The organism is Rugamonas rubra (assembly GCF_900114705.1).
Lineage (GTDB): Bacteria > Pseudomonadota > Gammaproteobacteria > Burkholderiales > Burkholderiaceae_D > Rugamonas > Rugamonas rubra.
This window is the reverse complement of the sequence record NZ_FOTW01000005.1, coordinates 79,514-93,425: the sequence shown is the minus strand read 5'-3', so window position 1 is coordinate 93,425 and position 13,912 is coordinate 79,514. Positions and strand designations below refer to the sequence as shown.

12 protein-coding genes are annotated in these 13,912 nt (G+C 73.1%); 7 read left to right on the top strand and 5 right to left on the bottom strand.

The features are described 5' to 3' along the window. The 5 genes from BM252_RS02950 to BM252_RS02930 are packed head-to-tail and all read right to left on the bottom strand — an operon-like array spanning position 1 to position 4,492. Positions 1-1,035, bottom strand: a complete 1,035-nt coding sequence (locus tag BM252_RS02950; protein WP_093383472.1) for a hydrolase 1, exosortase A system-associated — start codon at positions 1,033-1,035, stop codon at positions 1-3. A gap of 7 nt (positions 1,036-1,042) precedes the next feature. Next, positions 1,043-1,876 carry a hydrolase 2, exosortase A system-associated gene (locus BM252_RS02945; protein ID WP_093383469.1) on the bottom strand — a complete coding sequence of 278 codons (834 nt, stop codon included), beginning with the start codon at positions 1,874-1,876 and terminating at the stop codon, positions 1,043-1,045. Further along, positions 1,873-2,118: an acyl carrier protein gene (locus BM252_RS02940; RefSeq protein ID WP_093383467.1), complete on the bottom strand. Its 246-nt coding sequence runs from the start codon at positions 2,116-2,118 to the stop codon at positions 1,873-1,875. The genes BM252_RS02945 and BM252_RS02940 overlap by 4 nt, the downstream gene beginning before the upstream one ends. A 2-nt stretch (positions 2,119-2,120) precedes the next feature. Continuing rightward, the gene (locus BM252_RS02935; protein WP_093383464.1) at positions 2,121-3,212 is read right to left on the bottom strand and encodes a GNAT family N-acetyltransferase; all 1,092 of its coding nucleotides are present in this window, start codon (positions 3,210-3,212) and stop codon (positions 2,121-2,123) included. After that, a complete protein-coding gene (locus BM252_RS02930) occupies positions 3,209-4,492 on the bottom strand; it encodes an aminotransferase class I/II-fold pyridoxal phosphate-dependent enzyme (RefSeq protein ID WP_093383462.1) in 1,284 nt (427 codons plus the stop codon). The genes BM252_RS02935 and BM252_RS02930 overlap by 4 nt, the downstream gene beginning before the upstream one ends. 269 nt (positions 4,493-4,761) lie before the next feature. Here BM252_RS02930 and BM252_RS02925 point away from each other — a divergent pair, with 269 nt between their 5' ends. The 7 genes from BM252_RS02925 to BM252_RS02895 all read left to right on the top strand — a co-directional run bounded on the left by BM252_RS02925 (position 4,762) and on the right by BM252_RS02895 (position 13,875). Next, positions 4,762-6,381 carry an acyl-CoA ligase (AMP-forming), exosortase A system-associated gene (locus tag BM252_RS02925; protein ID WP_093383459.1) on the top strand — a complete coding sequence of 540 codons (1,620 nt, stop codon included), beginning with the start codon at positions 4,762-4,764 and terminating at the stop codon, positions 6,379-6,381. A 17-nt stretch (positions 6,382-6,398) separates the two neighbouring features. Beyond that, entirely contained in the window at positions 6,399-7,694 is a 1,296-nt protein-coding gene (locus BM252_RS02920; protein ID WP_093383456.1) for a pyridoxal-dependent decarboxylase, exosortase A system-associated, read from the top strand. Positions 7,695-7,800: 106 nt separating this feature from the next. Beyond that, positions 7,801-9,651 carry an asparagine synthetase B family protein gene (locus BM252_RS02915; protein WP_093383453.1) on the top strand — a complete coding sequence of 617 codons (1,851 nt, stop codon included), beginning with the start codon at positions 7,801-7,803 and terminating at the stop codon, positions 9,649-9,651. Beyond that, complete coding sequence (locus tag BM252_RS02910; protein ID WP_281249339.1) at positions 9,644-10,633, top strand: glycosyltransferase family 2 protein; 990 nt, start codon at positions 9,644-9,646, stop codon at positions 10,631-10,633. Before BM252_RS02915 ends, BM252_RS02910 begins: the two co-directional genes overlap by 8 nt. A gap of 5 nt (positions 10,634-10,638) precedes the next feature. Continuing rightward, entirely contained in the window at positions 10,639-11,751 is a 1,113-nt protein-coding gene (locus BM252_RS02905) for an acyltransferase family protein (RefSeq protein ID WP_093383448.1), read from the top strand. Then, positions 11,732-12,850: a glycosyltransferase family 4 protein gene (locus tag BM252_RS02900; RefSeq protein ID WP_093383446.1), complete on the top strand. Its 1,119-nt coding sequence runs from the start codon at positions 11,732-11,734 to the stop codon at positions 12,848-12,850. The genes BM252_RS02905 and BM252_RS02900 overlap by 20 nt, the downstream gene beginning before the upstream one ends. Next, the gene (locus tag BM252_RS02895; protein WP_093383443.1) at positions 12,847-13,875 is read left to right on the top strand and encodes a glycosyltransferase family 2 protein; all 1,029 of its coding nucleotides are present in this window, start codon (positions 12,847-12,849) and stop codon (positions 13,873-13,875) included. Before BM252_RS02900 ends, BM252_RS02895 begins: the two co-directional genes overlap by 4 nt. The last annotated feature ends 37 nt before the right edge of the window (positions 13,876-13,912 follow it).

The following is a 13,912-nucleotide window of genomic DNA, read 5'->3' as shown; positions in this document are numbered from 1 at the left end:
TCACCATGAGCGTACCCAGTCGGCGGTCAGGCGCGCCACCTCGTCGCGCCAGGCGGCGCGCGAGAAGGTGTGGTCGGCATCGGCCAGCAGATGGCGGCTGATGCGCGGTGCCGCCAGCAGGCGCCGCCAGTGTTTCGATGAATCGACCATGTCGAGGAATTCCTTTGCCGTCAAATCGTTGCCGCTGAAGATGAACATCACCTTGCCGGGGAAGTAGCGCAGGCCGGCCAGCATGCGTTGCGGCAGGGCGGCGGCGCCGGCCGGGGCGCTGATGTCGGCCGGCGCCGCCGCGCGCGGCGCCGGTGCCTGCTGTTGGCCGGCGCCGGCAGCGGCACCGGCGCCGCTGTCGGAGCCCCTGCCGCCGCCGGCGTTGCTGTCGGCGCCCGCGCCGGCGCGCAGGCGGGCGCCGCCGATCAGCGCCTCGTTGCTGGACATGGCCAGGCCGGCGCCGCCCGCCGTGGCCGGCGTGCCGGCGCGGCTGGCCTGCAGCAGCTGGCGCAGCGAGGCGGCGGCGGCGCGCACGTCGAAGCGGCCGCCCAGCAGCTTGCGCCAGAACTCGCCCTGGCGCAGCCGCGCCAGATAGTAGTGGCGCAGCGTGGTGCGGGCGTAGCCGGCGGCGCTGCGCACCCAGGGGTTGAGCAGCGCCAGGCCGGCCACGCGCGGGTCGCCGGCGGCGTAGAACAGGGCGGCGCTGGCGCCGTCGCACAGGCCCCAGAGAACCACGTCGCGCAGCGTCGGCACCTGGCGGAAGAATTCGTCGATGGCGGCGCGCAGGTCGGCGCTGACCGCCTCGAAGTCGCGCGCCGCGCCCTCGCTGTCGCCCATGCCGCGATAGTCGAAGCGCAGCACCGGGACGCCCTGCGCGGCCAGCGCGCGCGCCAGCAGGGTGAATTGGCGGTGGCTGCCGGCGCGGTACTGCGGCCCGCCGACCACCACCAGCACGCCGCGCGTGGCGGCCTGGCGCGGCCGGCTGAGGATGCCGATCAGGGCGGCGTCGTCGCAGGAGAATTGCAGGGCGTGTTCGTCGAAGGGCATGGTGGTCCTAGGCCAGTATGGCGCAGCTGGTGTCGAGCAGGGCCGGGTTTTCGCTGATTTCCTGGGTCGCCCAGAACTGCGCGCCGCCCAGCGGGTGGCAGTGCAGGTCGACGCCGTGTTCGCGCCAGGCCTGGGCGACCCGCTCCGAGGCCGGCATCAGGGTCTCGCCGCCGCGCGGCGTCACCTCGAGCCAGTGCACCGGGCAGCCGGTCACGGCCAGCGCGGCGGCGTCGAGCGCGTCGAGGCTGGCGGCCAGCTGCGGCGCCAGCGCGTAGCCGGCGATCTCCAGCGTGGCGCCGCCGGCCAGCTGGCGGCGCAGCGTGGCGCTGCTGTTGTCCTCGGCGGCGCCCTCGGCCAGCAGCTGGCCGGCCATCTTCAGGCGCAGGAACTGGGTCAGCAGGGCGGCGCCGTTGGCCGGGGGTTGCCACAGCAGCAGGCGCTGCGCCACGCCGGGCGCGGCGCGTGCGTAGGCCAGCGCCAGTAGGGCGCCCAGGCGCAGGCCCCACAGGGTCAGCGGCTGGTCCAGCCGCTGGCGCAGCCAGGCGGCGCCGGCGGCCACGTCGGCCAGCCAGATCTCCCAGCGGGCGTCGCCGGCGTCGCCGGCGCTGTCGCCGCAGCCGTACAGGTCGAGCTGCAGCACGCCGAAGCCCAACTGGGCCAGCGCGCGCGACTGCAGCGCGGCCATGCGGCGCGATTTGTTCATCTCCTCGCCCCAGGGGTGCAGGTAGAGCACCGCGCCACGGCAGGTGCCGGCGGGGGCGTGGTACAGGCAGAAGCGTTCGCCCGCCTCGGCCGGAAAGAAGAAGGGCAGGGCGCCGGGCGCGGCGGCGGACCGCGTCATGCCAGCTTGGCCTCGACGAAGCGGGCCAGGCTGCCGACGGTGGCGAAGGTGGCCGCGCCGATCTCGTCGTCGTGCACCTCGATGCCGAACTGCTCCTCGAGCGCGGTGATCAGCACCACCACCGCCTGGGAATCGAGTTCGGGCACTTCGCCCAGCAGCGGCGTGTCGGCGTCGAATTCGGCGCTGCGCTGGCCCAGGCCGAGCACGGCGCCGAGAATGTGTTTGACTTCACCAAGATACATGTCTACTCCAAAGGACTGCTGACGGGGCCGGCCGGCGCCGCGCGCGGTGCCAGGCGGGCGCGCAGTTGGCCGAGCAGGGAGGGGGAGCGGCGCGAGAAGCGGTGCAGGCGCACCAGTCCCGGCCAGCGGTAGTGGTTCAGGTGGTACAGCGTGCGGATCTCCTCGGTCCAGCGGGTGTGCCATTCGAGCACCTTGCCGTAGAATTCGACGCGGCCGAAGCGGGCCTGCTCGAAGAACAGGCGGCAGCACTCCTCGCGCATCAGCAGGCTGGGCGACAGGCCCGAGGGCACGCTTTCGTCGTAGCTGGTCTTGAGCACGACGATCATGCCGTTGCCCTCGACGCACAGGTCCATCGCCACCAGCTGGTCGTTGAACCAGTAGCGGTAGACGCTGGCGCAACCACGCCGGCAGAAGGCCTCCAGCATGGCGCGGTAGAAGCGGCCCTGGTCGTTGTCGCCGTGCAGGGCGGTGCCCAGGCCGGCCTTCCAGCCGGCGCTTTCGAGCCGGCCGAAGTCGCGCACCGCCTCGGCCATCTCCTCGGGCGCGCGGCTGATCTGCAGGCGTGCGACGATGCCCTCCTTGTGCAGCTTGGCGCGCTGCTTCTTCATGTTGGCGCGCAGGTTCTTGCCGCGCGCCGCCCAGTAGTCGTCGAAGCTGCCCTCGACCGTGATGTGGGCGGTGTCGATGTAGTCGATGCTGTTCTGCGTCGCGCTGTCGGCCGGGCGCGGGCCGTGCCGGGGGTCGCACTGGGTCAGGCCGAAGATCAGCGGCGTGCCGGGCAGCTGGCGCATCAGGCTGTCGAGCAGCGGCGCGGCGTCGACGCCGGGGCGCTGCAACCAGATGCCGAGCGGCGCCTGCGAGGGTTGGAAGGTCTCCCACACGCCGCGCCGGCGCGGCACCACGATGCCCATCAACAGGGTGACGCGCTCGCGCACGTAACAGACCAGCAGCTCCTGGCCGTTGGCGAATTCGGCCAGCAGCGGGGTGACGAAGTCGGGCTCGAGCAGCGGCGACGCGGCGCTGGCGGCGTTCAATTCGCGCCATTGCTGTTTGTAGCCCTCGAAGGCGCTGGCGGGCAGGATGATCCAGCTCATGTTGGCTTCCTTGGTTGACGTAACACCGATGTGATTTGGGCTATCATCCAGGCCAGCTCCGTCTCGCGCAGCTCCTGGTGGCAGGGGAATTGCAGCACCCGGCGCGACAGGTCGACGCTGACCGGGCAGACCGTCGCGTCGACGCCGGGCCACAGGTATTCGCCGAAGCGGATCACCGGCACGGCGGCGCGCTTGAGGGCGTCGAACACCGGTTCGGGCGCGTCGACCAGCAGCGGGAAGACCCAGGGGCAGACGCCGTCGGGCAGGGCGGCGAACAGCGGGCGGCAGCCGGGCAGGCCGGCGACGGCGTCGGCGATGCGCTGGTAGTGGCGCCGCCGCAGCGCGGCCATGCGCTCGCGCGAAACCAGCTTGAGCAGCAGGCGCGCGCAATACGACGAGCGCATGTGGAGCCAGGCCGGATCGAAGCCGAAGCCGCCGTCCGAGGAGTCCGGCGCCAGCGCCGCGCCGGTGCCGGCGTGGCGCGCCTTGATGCGGTTCCACAGCAGGTTCTTGGCGCGCAGCGGCAGGCTGCACAGGGCCTTCAGCAGCGGCAGGCGGCGGTAGGCGAAGGCCTCCTCCAGGGTGCTGAGCAGGACCTTCGCCTCGAAGCCGCTGCCGGCCGAGGCCAGCTTGACGCCGGCCAAATCGTGGCGCGCCGAGACCAGGCAGCCGCCCTCGTACATGGGGAAGAACTTCATGCTGCTGGCGATGGCGTAGTCGCCGAAGCTGCCCAGCGGGCGGCCCTGGTGCTCGCCGAGGAAGGAGTGGGCGCAGTCCTCCAGCAGGCGCAGGCCGTGGCCGTCGCAGAAGGCGCGGATGCTGTGCAACTGCTGTGGAAAGCCGAAGTAGTTGGTGACCATCAGCAGGCGCGCGTCGGCGTCGAGCTTGGCGGCGACGTCGTCCAGGTCGACCGAGGCGTCCGGCCGGATGCGGTAGAACACCGGCTCGGCGCCGCACCAGATCACCGGCTCGACCATCGAGGCGCAGTGGTAGGCCGGCAGCAGCACGCGGGCGCCGGGGCCGATGCCCATTTCGCGCAGCGCCAGGGCGATGGCGATGCGGCCGCTGGTGACCAGGCGCAACTGGCCGGCGTCGAGGATGGACGGCACGCGGCGCGCGCCGCCGCGGCGCAGCGAGGCCAGCGACAGCACCGGCGTGACCGGCAGCGCCGGCCGCGGGTAGTCGGCGGCGGCGTGCTGCGAGGGGACGGCGGCCCTGGGCTGGCGCGGTGTGACGGCGGCGTCCAGCGACAGGGGCGCGTCGACATCAAAGCTGTTCATGGAACCCCATCTGTCTGGTGCTGCCTGGATCGGAATCAAAGGGCGCACGGTCGCACCGTGCGCCAGATCATGATGTTGCGCTGCCATGAGTATAGCCTCAGGACGGGGCATTTGCGTAGTAAAATTGAAACTGTCGTTTTTGCAACTAAGTTTCTTTACAGGCCAACGCGGGCCGCGTACCATACGCGATTATCATTGTGTTTTTGATATTGAAGGCGACGGCCCCGCGCCGCCGCCCCGTCGCAGTTCCGGACTTGATAAGGTGTCGAATGAGTCAACTGGTGCACGATCTATTGTTTGAGGCGGCGCGCCGGGCGCCCGCCGCCGAGGCGCTGGTGCATGGCGCCCGCCGGCTCGACTACGCCGCGCTGGCCGAGGCCGTGCGCGGCGCCGCCGGCGCGCTGCTGCGCCAGGGCCTGGGACGGCAGGAACGCCTGGCGGTGTACCTGGAAAAGAACCCGGAGAACGTCACCGCCATGTTCGGCGCGGCGGCGGCCGGCGCCAGCTTCGTGCCGGTCAACCCGCTGCTCAAGCCCGAGCAGGTCGCCTACATCCTGGCCGACTGCGACGTCGCCGTGCTGGTCACCTCGGTCGAGCGCCTGCGCCTGCTCAAGCCGGCGTTGGCCGGCTGCCCAGCGCTGCGCCTGGTGCTGCTCACCGGCCTGGCCGCCGGCGCCGCGCCGCCGGAGTGGCCCGAGCTGCCCGGCCTGCGCCTGCGCGGCTGGGACGAGCTGATGGCCGCCAGCGCGCTGCCGGACGGCGCCGGCGCCGTGGCGCCGCACCGCTGCGTCGACGCCGACATGGCCGCCATCATGTACACCTCCGGCAGCACCGGCAAGCCGAAGGGCGTGGTGCTGTCGCACCGCAACCTGGTGGCCGGCGCCCACAGCGTCGCCGAGTACCTGGAGAACTCGCCGGCCGACCGCATCCTGGCGGTGCTGCCGCTCAGCTTCGACTACGGCCTGAGCCAGCTGACCACCGGCTTCCGCGCCGGCGCCTGCGTGGTGCTGCTCAACCACCTGCTGCCGCAGGACGTGCTGCGCGCCGTGCGCGACGAGGCCATCACCGGCCTGGCCGGCGTGCCGCCGCTGTGGCGCCAGCTGGCCGGCTTGAACTGGCCGGCCGACTGCACGCTGCGCTATTTGACCAACTCGGGCGGCGCCATGCCCCGGCCGACGCTGGACGCGCTGCGCCGCGCCCTGCCGGCGGCGCGGCCCTTCCTGATGTACGGCCTGACCGAGGCCTTCCGCTCGACCTACCTGCCGCCCGAGGAGCTGGCGCGGCGCCCCGATTCGATGGGCCGCGCCATCCCCAACGCCGAGATCATGGTGCTGCGGCCGGACGGCAGCGAGTGCGACGCCGACGAGCCGGGCGAGCTGGTGCACCGTGGCGCGCTGGTCGGCATGGGCTACTGGAACGACCCGGTCAACACGGCGCTGCGCTACCGCGTGCTGGCGCCGCGCGTCGCCGGCCTGACCCTGCCGGAGATCGCCGTCTGGTCGGGCGACACCGTGCGCAAGGACGCCGAGGGCTTCCTCTACTTCATCGGCCGCAACGACGAGATGATCAAGACCTCGGGCTACCGGGTCAGCCCGGCCGAGATCGAGGAGGTGGTGTACGCGCGCCAGCAGGTGGCCGAGGCGGCCGCCTTCGGCGTGCCGCATCCGGCGCTGGGCCAGGCCATCGTGGTGGTGGCCAGCGTGCGCGACGGCGTCGCGCTGAGCCCGGAGGAGCTGCTGGCGGCCTGCCGCCCGGAGCTGCCCGGCTACATGCTACCGGCGAAGATCGTCATCTGGCCGGAGAGCCTGCCGCGCAACCCGAACGGCAAGATCGACCGCAAGCAGCTCAGCCTGCAGTTCCTCGCCGTCTTCGCGGAGCTGGAGCCGTGAGCGGGCCGCATGCGAATATGGCCCCGGCCCCGGCCCCGGCCCCGGCCCCGGCCCCGGCCCCGGCGGCGGGCGCCGCGCCGGCGCGCCTGCCGCCGCGGCACGCCCCGCTGACCCAGTTCGCGGTGCGCGACGACAGCCTGCAACTGGGCGGCATGGCGCTGCCACGGCTGGCCGAGCGGGTCGGCCAGACGCCGTTCTACGCCTACGACCGCGCCCAGCTGAGCGAGCGCGTGGCGCAGCTGCGCCGCGCCCTGCCGGCCGAGGTGCACCTGCACTACGCGATGAAGGCCAACCCGATGCCGGCGGTGGTGCAGCACATGGCGCGCCTGGTCGACGGCCTCGACGTCGCCTCCGGCGGCGAGCTGCGCGTCGCCCTCGACACGCCGATGGCGCCGCTCGACATCAGCTTCGCCGGCCCCGGCAAGCGCGACCAGGAACTCGGCTGCGCCATCGCCGCCGGCTGCGTGCTCAACATGGAGTCGGAGCAGGAGATGCGGCGCATCGCCGCCATCGGCGCCAGGCTCGGCATCCGCCCGCTGGTGGCGGTGCGCGTCAACCCCGACTTCGAGCTGCAGCGCTCCGGCATGAGCATGGGCGGCGGCGCCAAGCAGTTCGGCGTCGACGCCGAGCGCGTGCCGGCCATGCTGGCCGAGGCGGCCCAGCTGGCGTTGGAGGTGCGCGGCCTGCATATTTATAGCGGCTCGCAGAACCTGAGCGCCGCCGCGCTGGCCGAGGCGCAGGACCAGACCCTGGCGCTGGCGGTGCGCCTGGCGGCGCACTGGCCGGGCCAGCTGCGCACGCTGAACCTGGGCGGCGGCTTCGGCGTGCCTTACTTCCCCGGCGAGCAGCGGCTCGACCTGGACGCCGTCGGCCGCCACCTGCACGGCGTGGTCGCGGCGGCGCGCCAGCAACTGCCGGGCACCCGCATCGATATCGAGCTGGGCCGCTACCTGGTGGCCGAGGCCGGCGTCTACGTCTGCCGGGTGATCGAGCGCAAGGAGTCGCGCGGCAAGGTCTTCCTGGTCACCGACGGCGGCCTGCACCACCACCTGGCCGCCTCGGGCAATTTCGGCCAGGTGATCCGCAAGAATTACCCCGTGGTGGTCGGCAACCGCGTCGCCGGCGGGCCGCGCGAGCGCGTCTCCGTGGTCGGTCCGCTGTGCACCCCGCTCGACCTGCTGGCCGAGCAGATGGAGCTGGCCGTGGCCGGCCCCGGCGACCTGGTCGCCGTGCTGCAGTCGGGCGCCTACGGCTGGAGCGCCAGTCCGCAGGCCTTCCTCGGCCATCCGGCGGCGCTGGAAGTGCTGGTCTGAATTCCCCCGCCGGCCGCTGGCCGGCGGCATCGCTTGAAGGAGTGCTGATGTTTCACCCGAAGCCACACCGGCAGTTGAACCCCGCCTTGAATAAGGGAGCGCGGCGATGAGCGGCATCTGCGGCTGGATCGGCCACGGCGGCCAGGAGGACGGCCAGCGCGGCCTGCTCAACGCCATGGCCGTGCCGATGCGGCGCTTCGACGACGCCGCGCTGCACTGCCACGTCGGCAAACTCAGCGCCGTCGCCGTGGCGGCCACGCCGGGCGCCGCGCGGCTGCTGCGGGTCGGCCAGGTGCAACTGGCGATCTGGGGCCGGCCGCGCCTGCGCGACGCCACGCTGGCGCAGCAGGCCCAGGGCGAGGGCCTGGGCCGCGTGTTGGCCGGCCTGTGGCGCCAGGGGCCGGAGCTGCTTTGCCAGCAGCTGGCCGGCTCCTTCGCCCTGTGCCTGATCGACGAGGCGGCCGGCGAGGCGCTGCTGGCGCTGGACCGCATGGGCACCTTGCCGCTGAGCTGGCAACTGAGCGGCGAAACGCTGGTGTTCGCCTCCACCGCCGACGCGCTGCGCCGCCATCCGGCCGCGCCGGCGCGCATCGACCCGCAGAGCATCTACAACTACGTCTACTTCCACATGGTGCCCGGCCCGGACAGCATCTACCGCGGGCAGCAGCGCATGGCGGCCGGCCACTACCTGCACTACCGCCAGGGAAGCGTCGAGCAGCGCTGCTACTGGCGCATCGCCTTCGAGGAGCAGGGCGGGGCGCCGTTCGGCGAGCTGCGCGAACAGTTCCGCCAGGTCCTGCGCAGCAGCGTCAAGGAGGCCGCCGACGGCGCCCGCACCGGCGCCTTCCTCAGTGGCGGCACCGACAGCTCGACCATCGCCGGCGTGCTCGGCGAGGTCGGCGGCGCGCCGGCGCGCACCTATTCGATCGGCTTCGACGCCCCCGAGTACGACGAGTCGGCCTACGCCCGCATCGCCGCCGACCATTTCCACACCGAGCACCACGCCTACTACGTGACGCCGCAGGACGTGGTCGACGCCATCCCGCGCATCGGCGCCGTGTTCGACCAGCCCTTCGGCAACGCCTCGGCGGTGCCGGCCTACTACTGCGCCAGGCTGGCCAAGGCCGACGGCATCGAGCGTTTGCTGGGCGGCGACGGCGGCGACGAGCTGTTCGGCGGCAACGAGCGCTACGCCAAGCAGAGCGTGTTCGCCCGCTACGAGCGGCTGCCGCGCCTGCTGCGGCGGGCCTTGGAACCGGCCGTCCACCACTTCCCCGGGCGCGACCGCCTGTACCTGACGCGCAAGGCGCACAGCTACATCGCGCAGGCCACGGTGGCCATGCCGGCGCGGCTGGAGACCTACAACCTGCTGGGCCGCTACGGCCCGAGCCAGGTGTTCAGCGACGACTTCCTGGCGCAGACCGACGCCGGCGCGCCGCTGGCCAGCCTGAGCGCCACCTACGGCCGCAGCGAGGCGCGCAGCCTGATCAACCGCATGATGGCGCTGGACCTGAAGATCACCCTGGCCGACAACGACCTGCCGAAGGTGGTCAAGGCCTGCGAGCTGGCCGGCATGCAGGTCGCCTTTCCCTTCCTCGACGACGCCATGGTGGCCTTCTCGACCCGCCTGACGCCGGCGCAAAAGCTCAATGGCACGCAGCTGCGCTACTTCTTCAAGGAGGCGTTGCGCGGCTTCCTGCCCGAGGCCATCCTGCGCAAGCAGAAGCACGGCTTCGGCCTGCCGTTCGGCGTCTGGCTGCAGGACCACGCCGGCCTGCGCGAGCTGGCCGGCGCCAGCCTGCACTCGCTGGCCAAGCGCGGCGTGGTGCGGCCGGCCTTCATCGAACAGCTGCTCAGCCAGCACCTGCGCGAGCACGCCGGCTACCACGGCACCATGGTCTGGGTGCTGATGATGCTGGAGCAGTGGTATCAACAGCACGAGGACCGCCGTGTCTGAGCGCGCCGCTGACAGCGTGGCGACGCGCCTGGCGGTGGTGATCCCGTACTACCAGACCCGCCCCGGCATCCTGCTCAAGGCGGTGCGCTCGATCCTGGCGCAGGGCGGCGCCGGCGCCGACCACATCATCGTCGTCGACGACGCCTCGCCGGTGCCGGCGCGCGCCGAGCTGGCCGCGCTGCCGGCCGCGCACGGCGCGCGCATCCGCATCGTCGAGCAGGCCAACGCCGGCCCGGCGGCGGCGCGCAACCGCGGCCTGGCCGAGGTGCCCGAGGGGACCGAGTACGTCGCCTTCCTCGACTCCGACGACGAATGGACCGACGACCACATCGAGCGCGCCCGCGCGGCGCTGGGGCAGGGCCACGACTTCTATTTCGCCGACCACTTCCAGCTCAACCAAAGCGTCAGCGCCTTCCAGCGCGCCGGCCGCATCACGCCGGCGCAGCATCCGGCGCTGGCCGGCGCCGGGCAGCTGCACGCCTACGCCGGCGACATGTTCGACCAGATTTTGATGGGCAACATCATCGGCACCTCGACCGTGGTGTACCGCTACGCCCGTTTCCCGGCGCTGCGCTTCCGCGAGCAGTTCGTCTACGCCGGCGAGGACTACCTGTTCTGGCTGGAGCTGTGCACGCTGACCCGGCGCATCGCCTTTTCCGCGCGGTGCGAGTGCCGCTACGGCGCCGGCGTCAACATCTTCTCCGGCTCCGGCTGGGGCACCGAGAAGTCGCTGCTGCGGCTGCACCACGAGATCAAGTACCAGAAGGCCCTGCCGCGCCTGTTCAAGCTCAGCGCGCCGCACCGCGCCGCCAACCGGCGCACCGTCAGCGGGCTGCGGCGCAGCTTCGTCGCCGACCTGCTGCACCGGCTGCGCCACCGCAAGGCGATCGCGCCGGCGCTGCTGGGCCAACAGTGGCGGGTCGATCCGCAAACCTTCCTCTACTCGATCCCGCTGGCGCTGGGCATCGTGCTGAAGCGGTGACGGCGATGACTGCGATGCCCGCGCACGGCACGGCGGCGCCCGAGCGGTGCAACAACTTCAACCTGATCCGGCTGGCGCTGGCGCTGCTGGTGATCGTTTCGCACTCGCCGGAGATGCTCGACGGCGACCGCAGCCGCGAGCCGCTGACGCGCCTGTTCCACACCCTGTCCTTCGGCGTGCTGGCGGTCGACGGCTTCTTCATCCTCAGCGGCTACCTGATCCTGCAAAGCTGGCTGGGCCGGCCGCGGCCGCTGGCCTTCCTGCAAAAACGCCTGCTGCGCATCGTGCCCGGCTACCTGGTGGCGGCGCTGTTGTCGGCCCTGGTGGTCGGCGCGCTGGGCGCCGGCGCCGGCTACTACGGCCAGTTCTGGTGGGGCGGCCTGGCGCGCAGCCTGCTGCTGCTCGACACGCCGGTCACGCCGGCCACCTTCGCCGGCAGCCACTACCCCAGCGTCAACGGCGCCATGTGGACCATCCACTACGAATTCCTCTGCTACCTGACGGTGCTGGCGCTCGGCCTGGCCGGTCTGCTGCGCTGGCGCCACGCGCCGCTGGCCGTGCTGGCCGCCTGTCTGTCGCTGTGGGCCGCGCTGGCGCTGGGCGTCTGGCCGGCGCTGGCCGGCGCGGCGCGCGAGGAGACGCTGCTGGTGCTGCGCTTTTCCAGCTGCTTCTTCACCGGCGCCAGCTACTACAGCTACCGCGCCGGCGTGGTCTACAGCGGGCGCAACGCGGTGCTGGCGCTGGCCGTGCTGCTGCTCTGCCTGAGCCAGCCGGCCAGCGCCGAGGCCGGCCTGCTGCTGGGCGGCGCCTACCTGCTGTTTTACTGCGCCTTCGCCGCCGGCGGCCCGCTGCTGCGCCGCGCCCAGGCCATGCCCGACGCCTCCTACGGCGTCTACCTGTACGGCTGGCCGGTCGGCAAGCTGCTGGCCTGGTATCTGCCGGCGATTTCGCCGCTGGCGCTGGCCCTGGCCAGCATCGCGCTGGCCTACCTGTGCGGGCGCCTGAGCTGGCGCTGGGTCGAACAACCGGCGCTGCGACTGAAGTCGCGCGCCTGGCGCTGGCGCGCGCCGACACTGGCCGCCGCGCCGAGGAAGAACGATGCGAACGCTGATTGTTGACCCGGTCGCGCCGGCGCCCTACAACCTCGACAGCCTGCGCGGCGGCGCGCTGGGCGGCACCGAGGCGACGGTGATCCGCATCGCCGAGGGGCTCGACGCCCGCGTGCTGCAACACAACCGCGCGCAGGACCAGGGCCGCTACCTGGCCGGCGCCGCCATCGCCGCCGACGGCGGCGGCGGCGGGCGCGCCGCGCCCGAGGCCAGCCACGTGGTGGTGCTGCGCGAGCCGGCCGCCGCGCTGGCGCAGCGCCAGCGCTATCCGCAGGCGCGCATCTGGCTGTGGCTGCACGACCTGTGCGGCCCCGGCAGCGGCCGCGGCGACAAGCTGCTGGCCCACGCCGCGCGGCTGGCGGCGGCCGGCGTGGCGCTGGTCTGCGTGTCCGACTTCCACGCCGGCCAGGTGCGCCAACTGCTCGCCGCGCTGCCCTTGGCCGAACGGCCGCGCGTGCTGCGCATCTACAACCCGGTCGACGTCGACGGCGCCGGCGCGGCCGGGGGGGGCGGCGCGGCGGCCGACTACGACCCCAACAAGCTGGCCTTCTTCTCCTCGCCGCACAAGGGGCTGGACTACACGCTGCACCTGTTCCGCCACCTGCACAAGCGCAATCCGGCGCTGCGCCTGTACCTGGCCAACCCGGGCTACCGCAGCGCCACCTTGGACGCCCAGCCCGGCGTGGTCAACCTGGGCGCCATCCCGCACCACGAGCTGATGCAGCACCTGCGCGGCGCGCTGTGCGCCTTCTACCCGAACTACGTCTACCCGGAGACCTTCGGCCTGGTGCTGGCCGAGAGCAACGCGGTGGGCACGCCGGTGCTGGCGCACGGCATCGGCGCGGCGGCCGAGGTGCTCAACGGCGCCGGCCAGCTGATCGCCGTGCCGCGCGTGCGCGCGCTGGCCGACCGCGTGTTCTGGCGCTGGCCGGCGCTGCGCCCGGCCGGCGAGCGCGGCCTGAACCTGCTCGGCGCCGCCGACGGCTACGCCGCCACGCTGCGCCGCTGGCAGCAGGGCGGGCGGCCGCGCGTCGGCGGCCAGGCCCGCTTCGCGCTCGAGCGCGTGCTGGCCGACTGGCGCGCCGAGCTGGCGGGGGCGGCGCCATGATGGCCCGCGCGCCGCTGTTGATCAGCATCCTCAACTGGAACGGCCTGGCCGACACCCTGGCCTGCCTGGCGGCGCTCGAGGCGCAACGGCTGGACGAGGCCGACGAGCTGCCCTGGCAGGTGCTGGTGATCGACAACGGCTCGCGCGACGACCCGCGCGCCGAACTGGCGGCGCGCTTCCCCGCCGTCGAGCTGCTGCGCCTGGCGCGCAACGCCGGCTTCGCCGCCGGCCAGAACCACGGCCTGCGGCTGGCGCTGGCGCGCGGCCACGAGGCGGTGCTGATGCTCAACAACGACTGCGAGATCGACGGCGCGGCGATCGCCGCCATGCTGCGCCAGCTGCGCGCCGAGCCGGGGCTGGCCGCGCTGTCGCCGCTGATCTACTGCCTCGAGGCGCGCGAGAAGCCGCAGATGGTGGCGGCCTGGTTGGACTGGGGCCGGCACTGCTCGGTGCGGCCCTCGGCGCCGACGGCGCCGCGCCCGCCCGGCCTGCCGGCCATGTTGCCGGGCACCGCGTTGATGCTGCGCTGCGAGGCGCTGGCCGGCATCGGCCTGCTCGACGAGCGCTACTTCGCCTACTACGAGGACAACGAGCTGAGCGCCCGCATCGCCGCCCACGGCATGGCCGCCGCCTACTGCCAGCAGGCGCGCGCCTGGCACGCCAGCCGGCCGGTGCGCCAGTACAGCGAGCTGGCGCTGTACCTGAGCGCGCGCAACGCCTGGCTGTTCTGGCGCGAGCACACCCCGGCGGCGCGCCGGCGCGGCCTGTTCCGCCACCTGCTGGCGCAGTCGCTGGCGGAGATCGCCAGCCTGCGCGCGGCCGGCGAGGCGGCCAAGTGCGAGGCCGTGGTGGCCGGCTTCTGGGACGCGCAGTGGCGCCGCTTCGGCGCGCCGCCGGCGCGCCTGCGCAGCCCCTGGTGGCTGCGCCAACTGATGTGCCGCGCGCCCTTCCTGCTCAGCCAATTGTTGGCCGACCCCCGCGCCGCGCTGCGCGCGCGGCTGGCGCGCTGGCGGCGGCCGGCCTGAGCGGCATGCCGGCCGCCGCCGCCGCCGCCGCCGCCGG

Coding starts and splice junctions, on each gene's coding strand:
- BM252_RS02950 (WP_093383472.1), bottom strand. CDS start 1,035: ATGCCCTTCGACGAACACGCCCTGCAATTCTCCTGCGACGACGCCGCC.
- BM252_RS02945 (WP_093383469.1), bottom strand. CDS start 1,876: ATGACGCGGTCCGCCGCCGCGCCCGGCGCCCTGCCCTTCTTCTTTCCG.
- BM252_RS02940 (WP_093383467.1), bottom strand. CDS start 2,118: ATGTATCTTGGTGAAGTCAAACACATTCTCGGCGCCGTGCTCGGCCTG.
- BM252_RS02935 (WP_093383464.1), bottom strand. CDS start 3,212: ATGAGCTGGATCATCCTGCCCGCCAGCGCCTTCGAGGGCTACAAACAG.
- BM252_RS02930 (WP_093383462.1), bottom strand. CDS start 4,492: ATGAACAGCTTTGATGTCGACGCGCCCCTGTCGCTGGACGCCGCCGTC.
- BM252_RS02925 (WP_093383459.1), top strand. CDS start 4,762: ATGAGTCAACTGGTGCACGATCTATTGTTTGAGGCGGCGCGCCGGGCG.
- BM252_RS02920 (WP_093383456.1), top strand. CDS start 6,399: ATGGCCCCGGCCCCGGCCCCGGCCCCGGCCCCGGCCCCGGCCCCGGCG.
- BM252_RS02915 (WP_093383453.1), top strand. CDS start 7,801: ATGAGCGGCATCTGCGGCTGGATCGGCCACGGCGGCCAGGAGGACGGC.
- BM252_RS02905 (WP_093383448.1), top strand. CDS start 10,639: ATGACTGCGATGCCCGCGCACGGCACGGCGGCGCCCGAGCGGTGCAAC.
- BM252_RS02900 (WP_093383446.1), top strand. CDS start 11,732: ATGCGAACGCTGATTGTTGACCCGGTCGCGCCGGCGCCCTACAACCTC.
- BM252_RS02895 (WP_093383443.1), top strand. CDS start 12,847: ATGATGGCCCGCGCGCCGCTGTTGATCAGCATCCTCAACTGGAACGGC.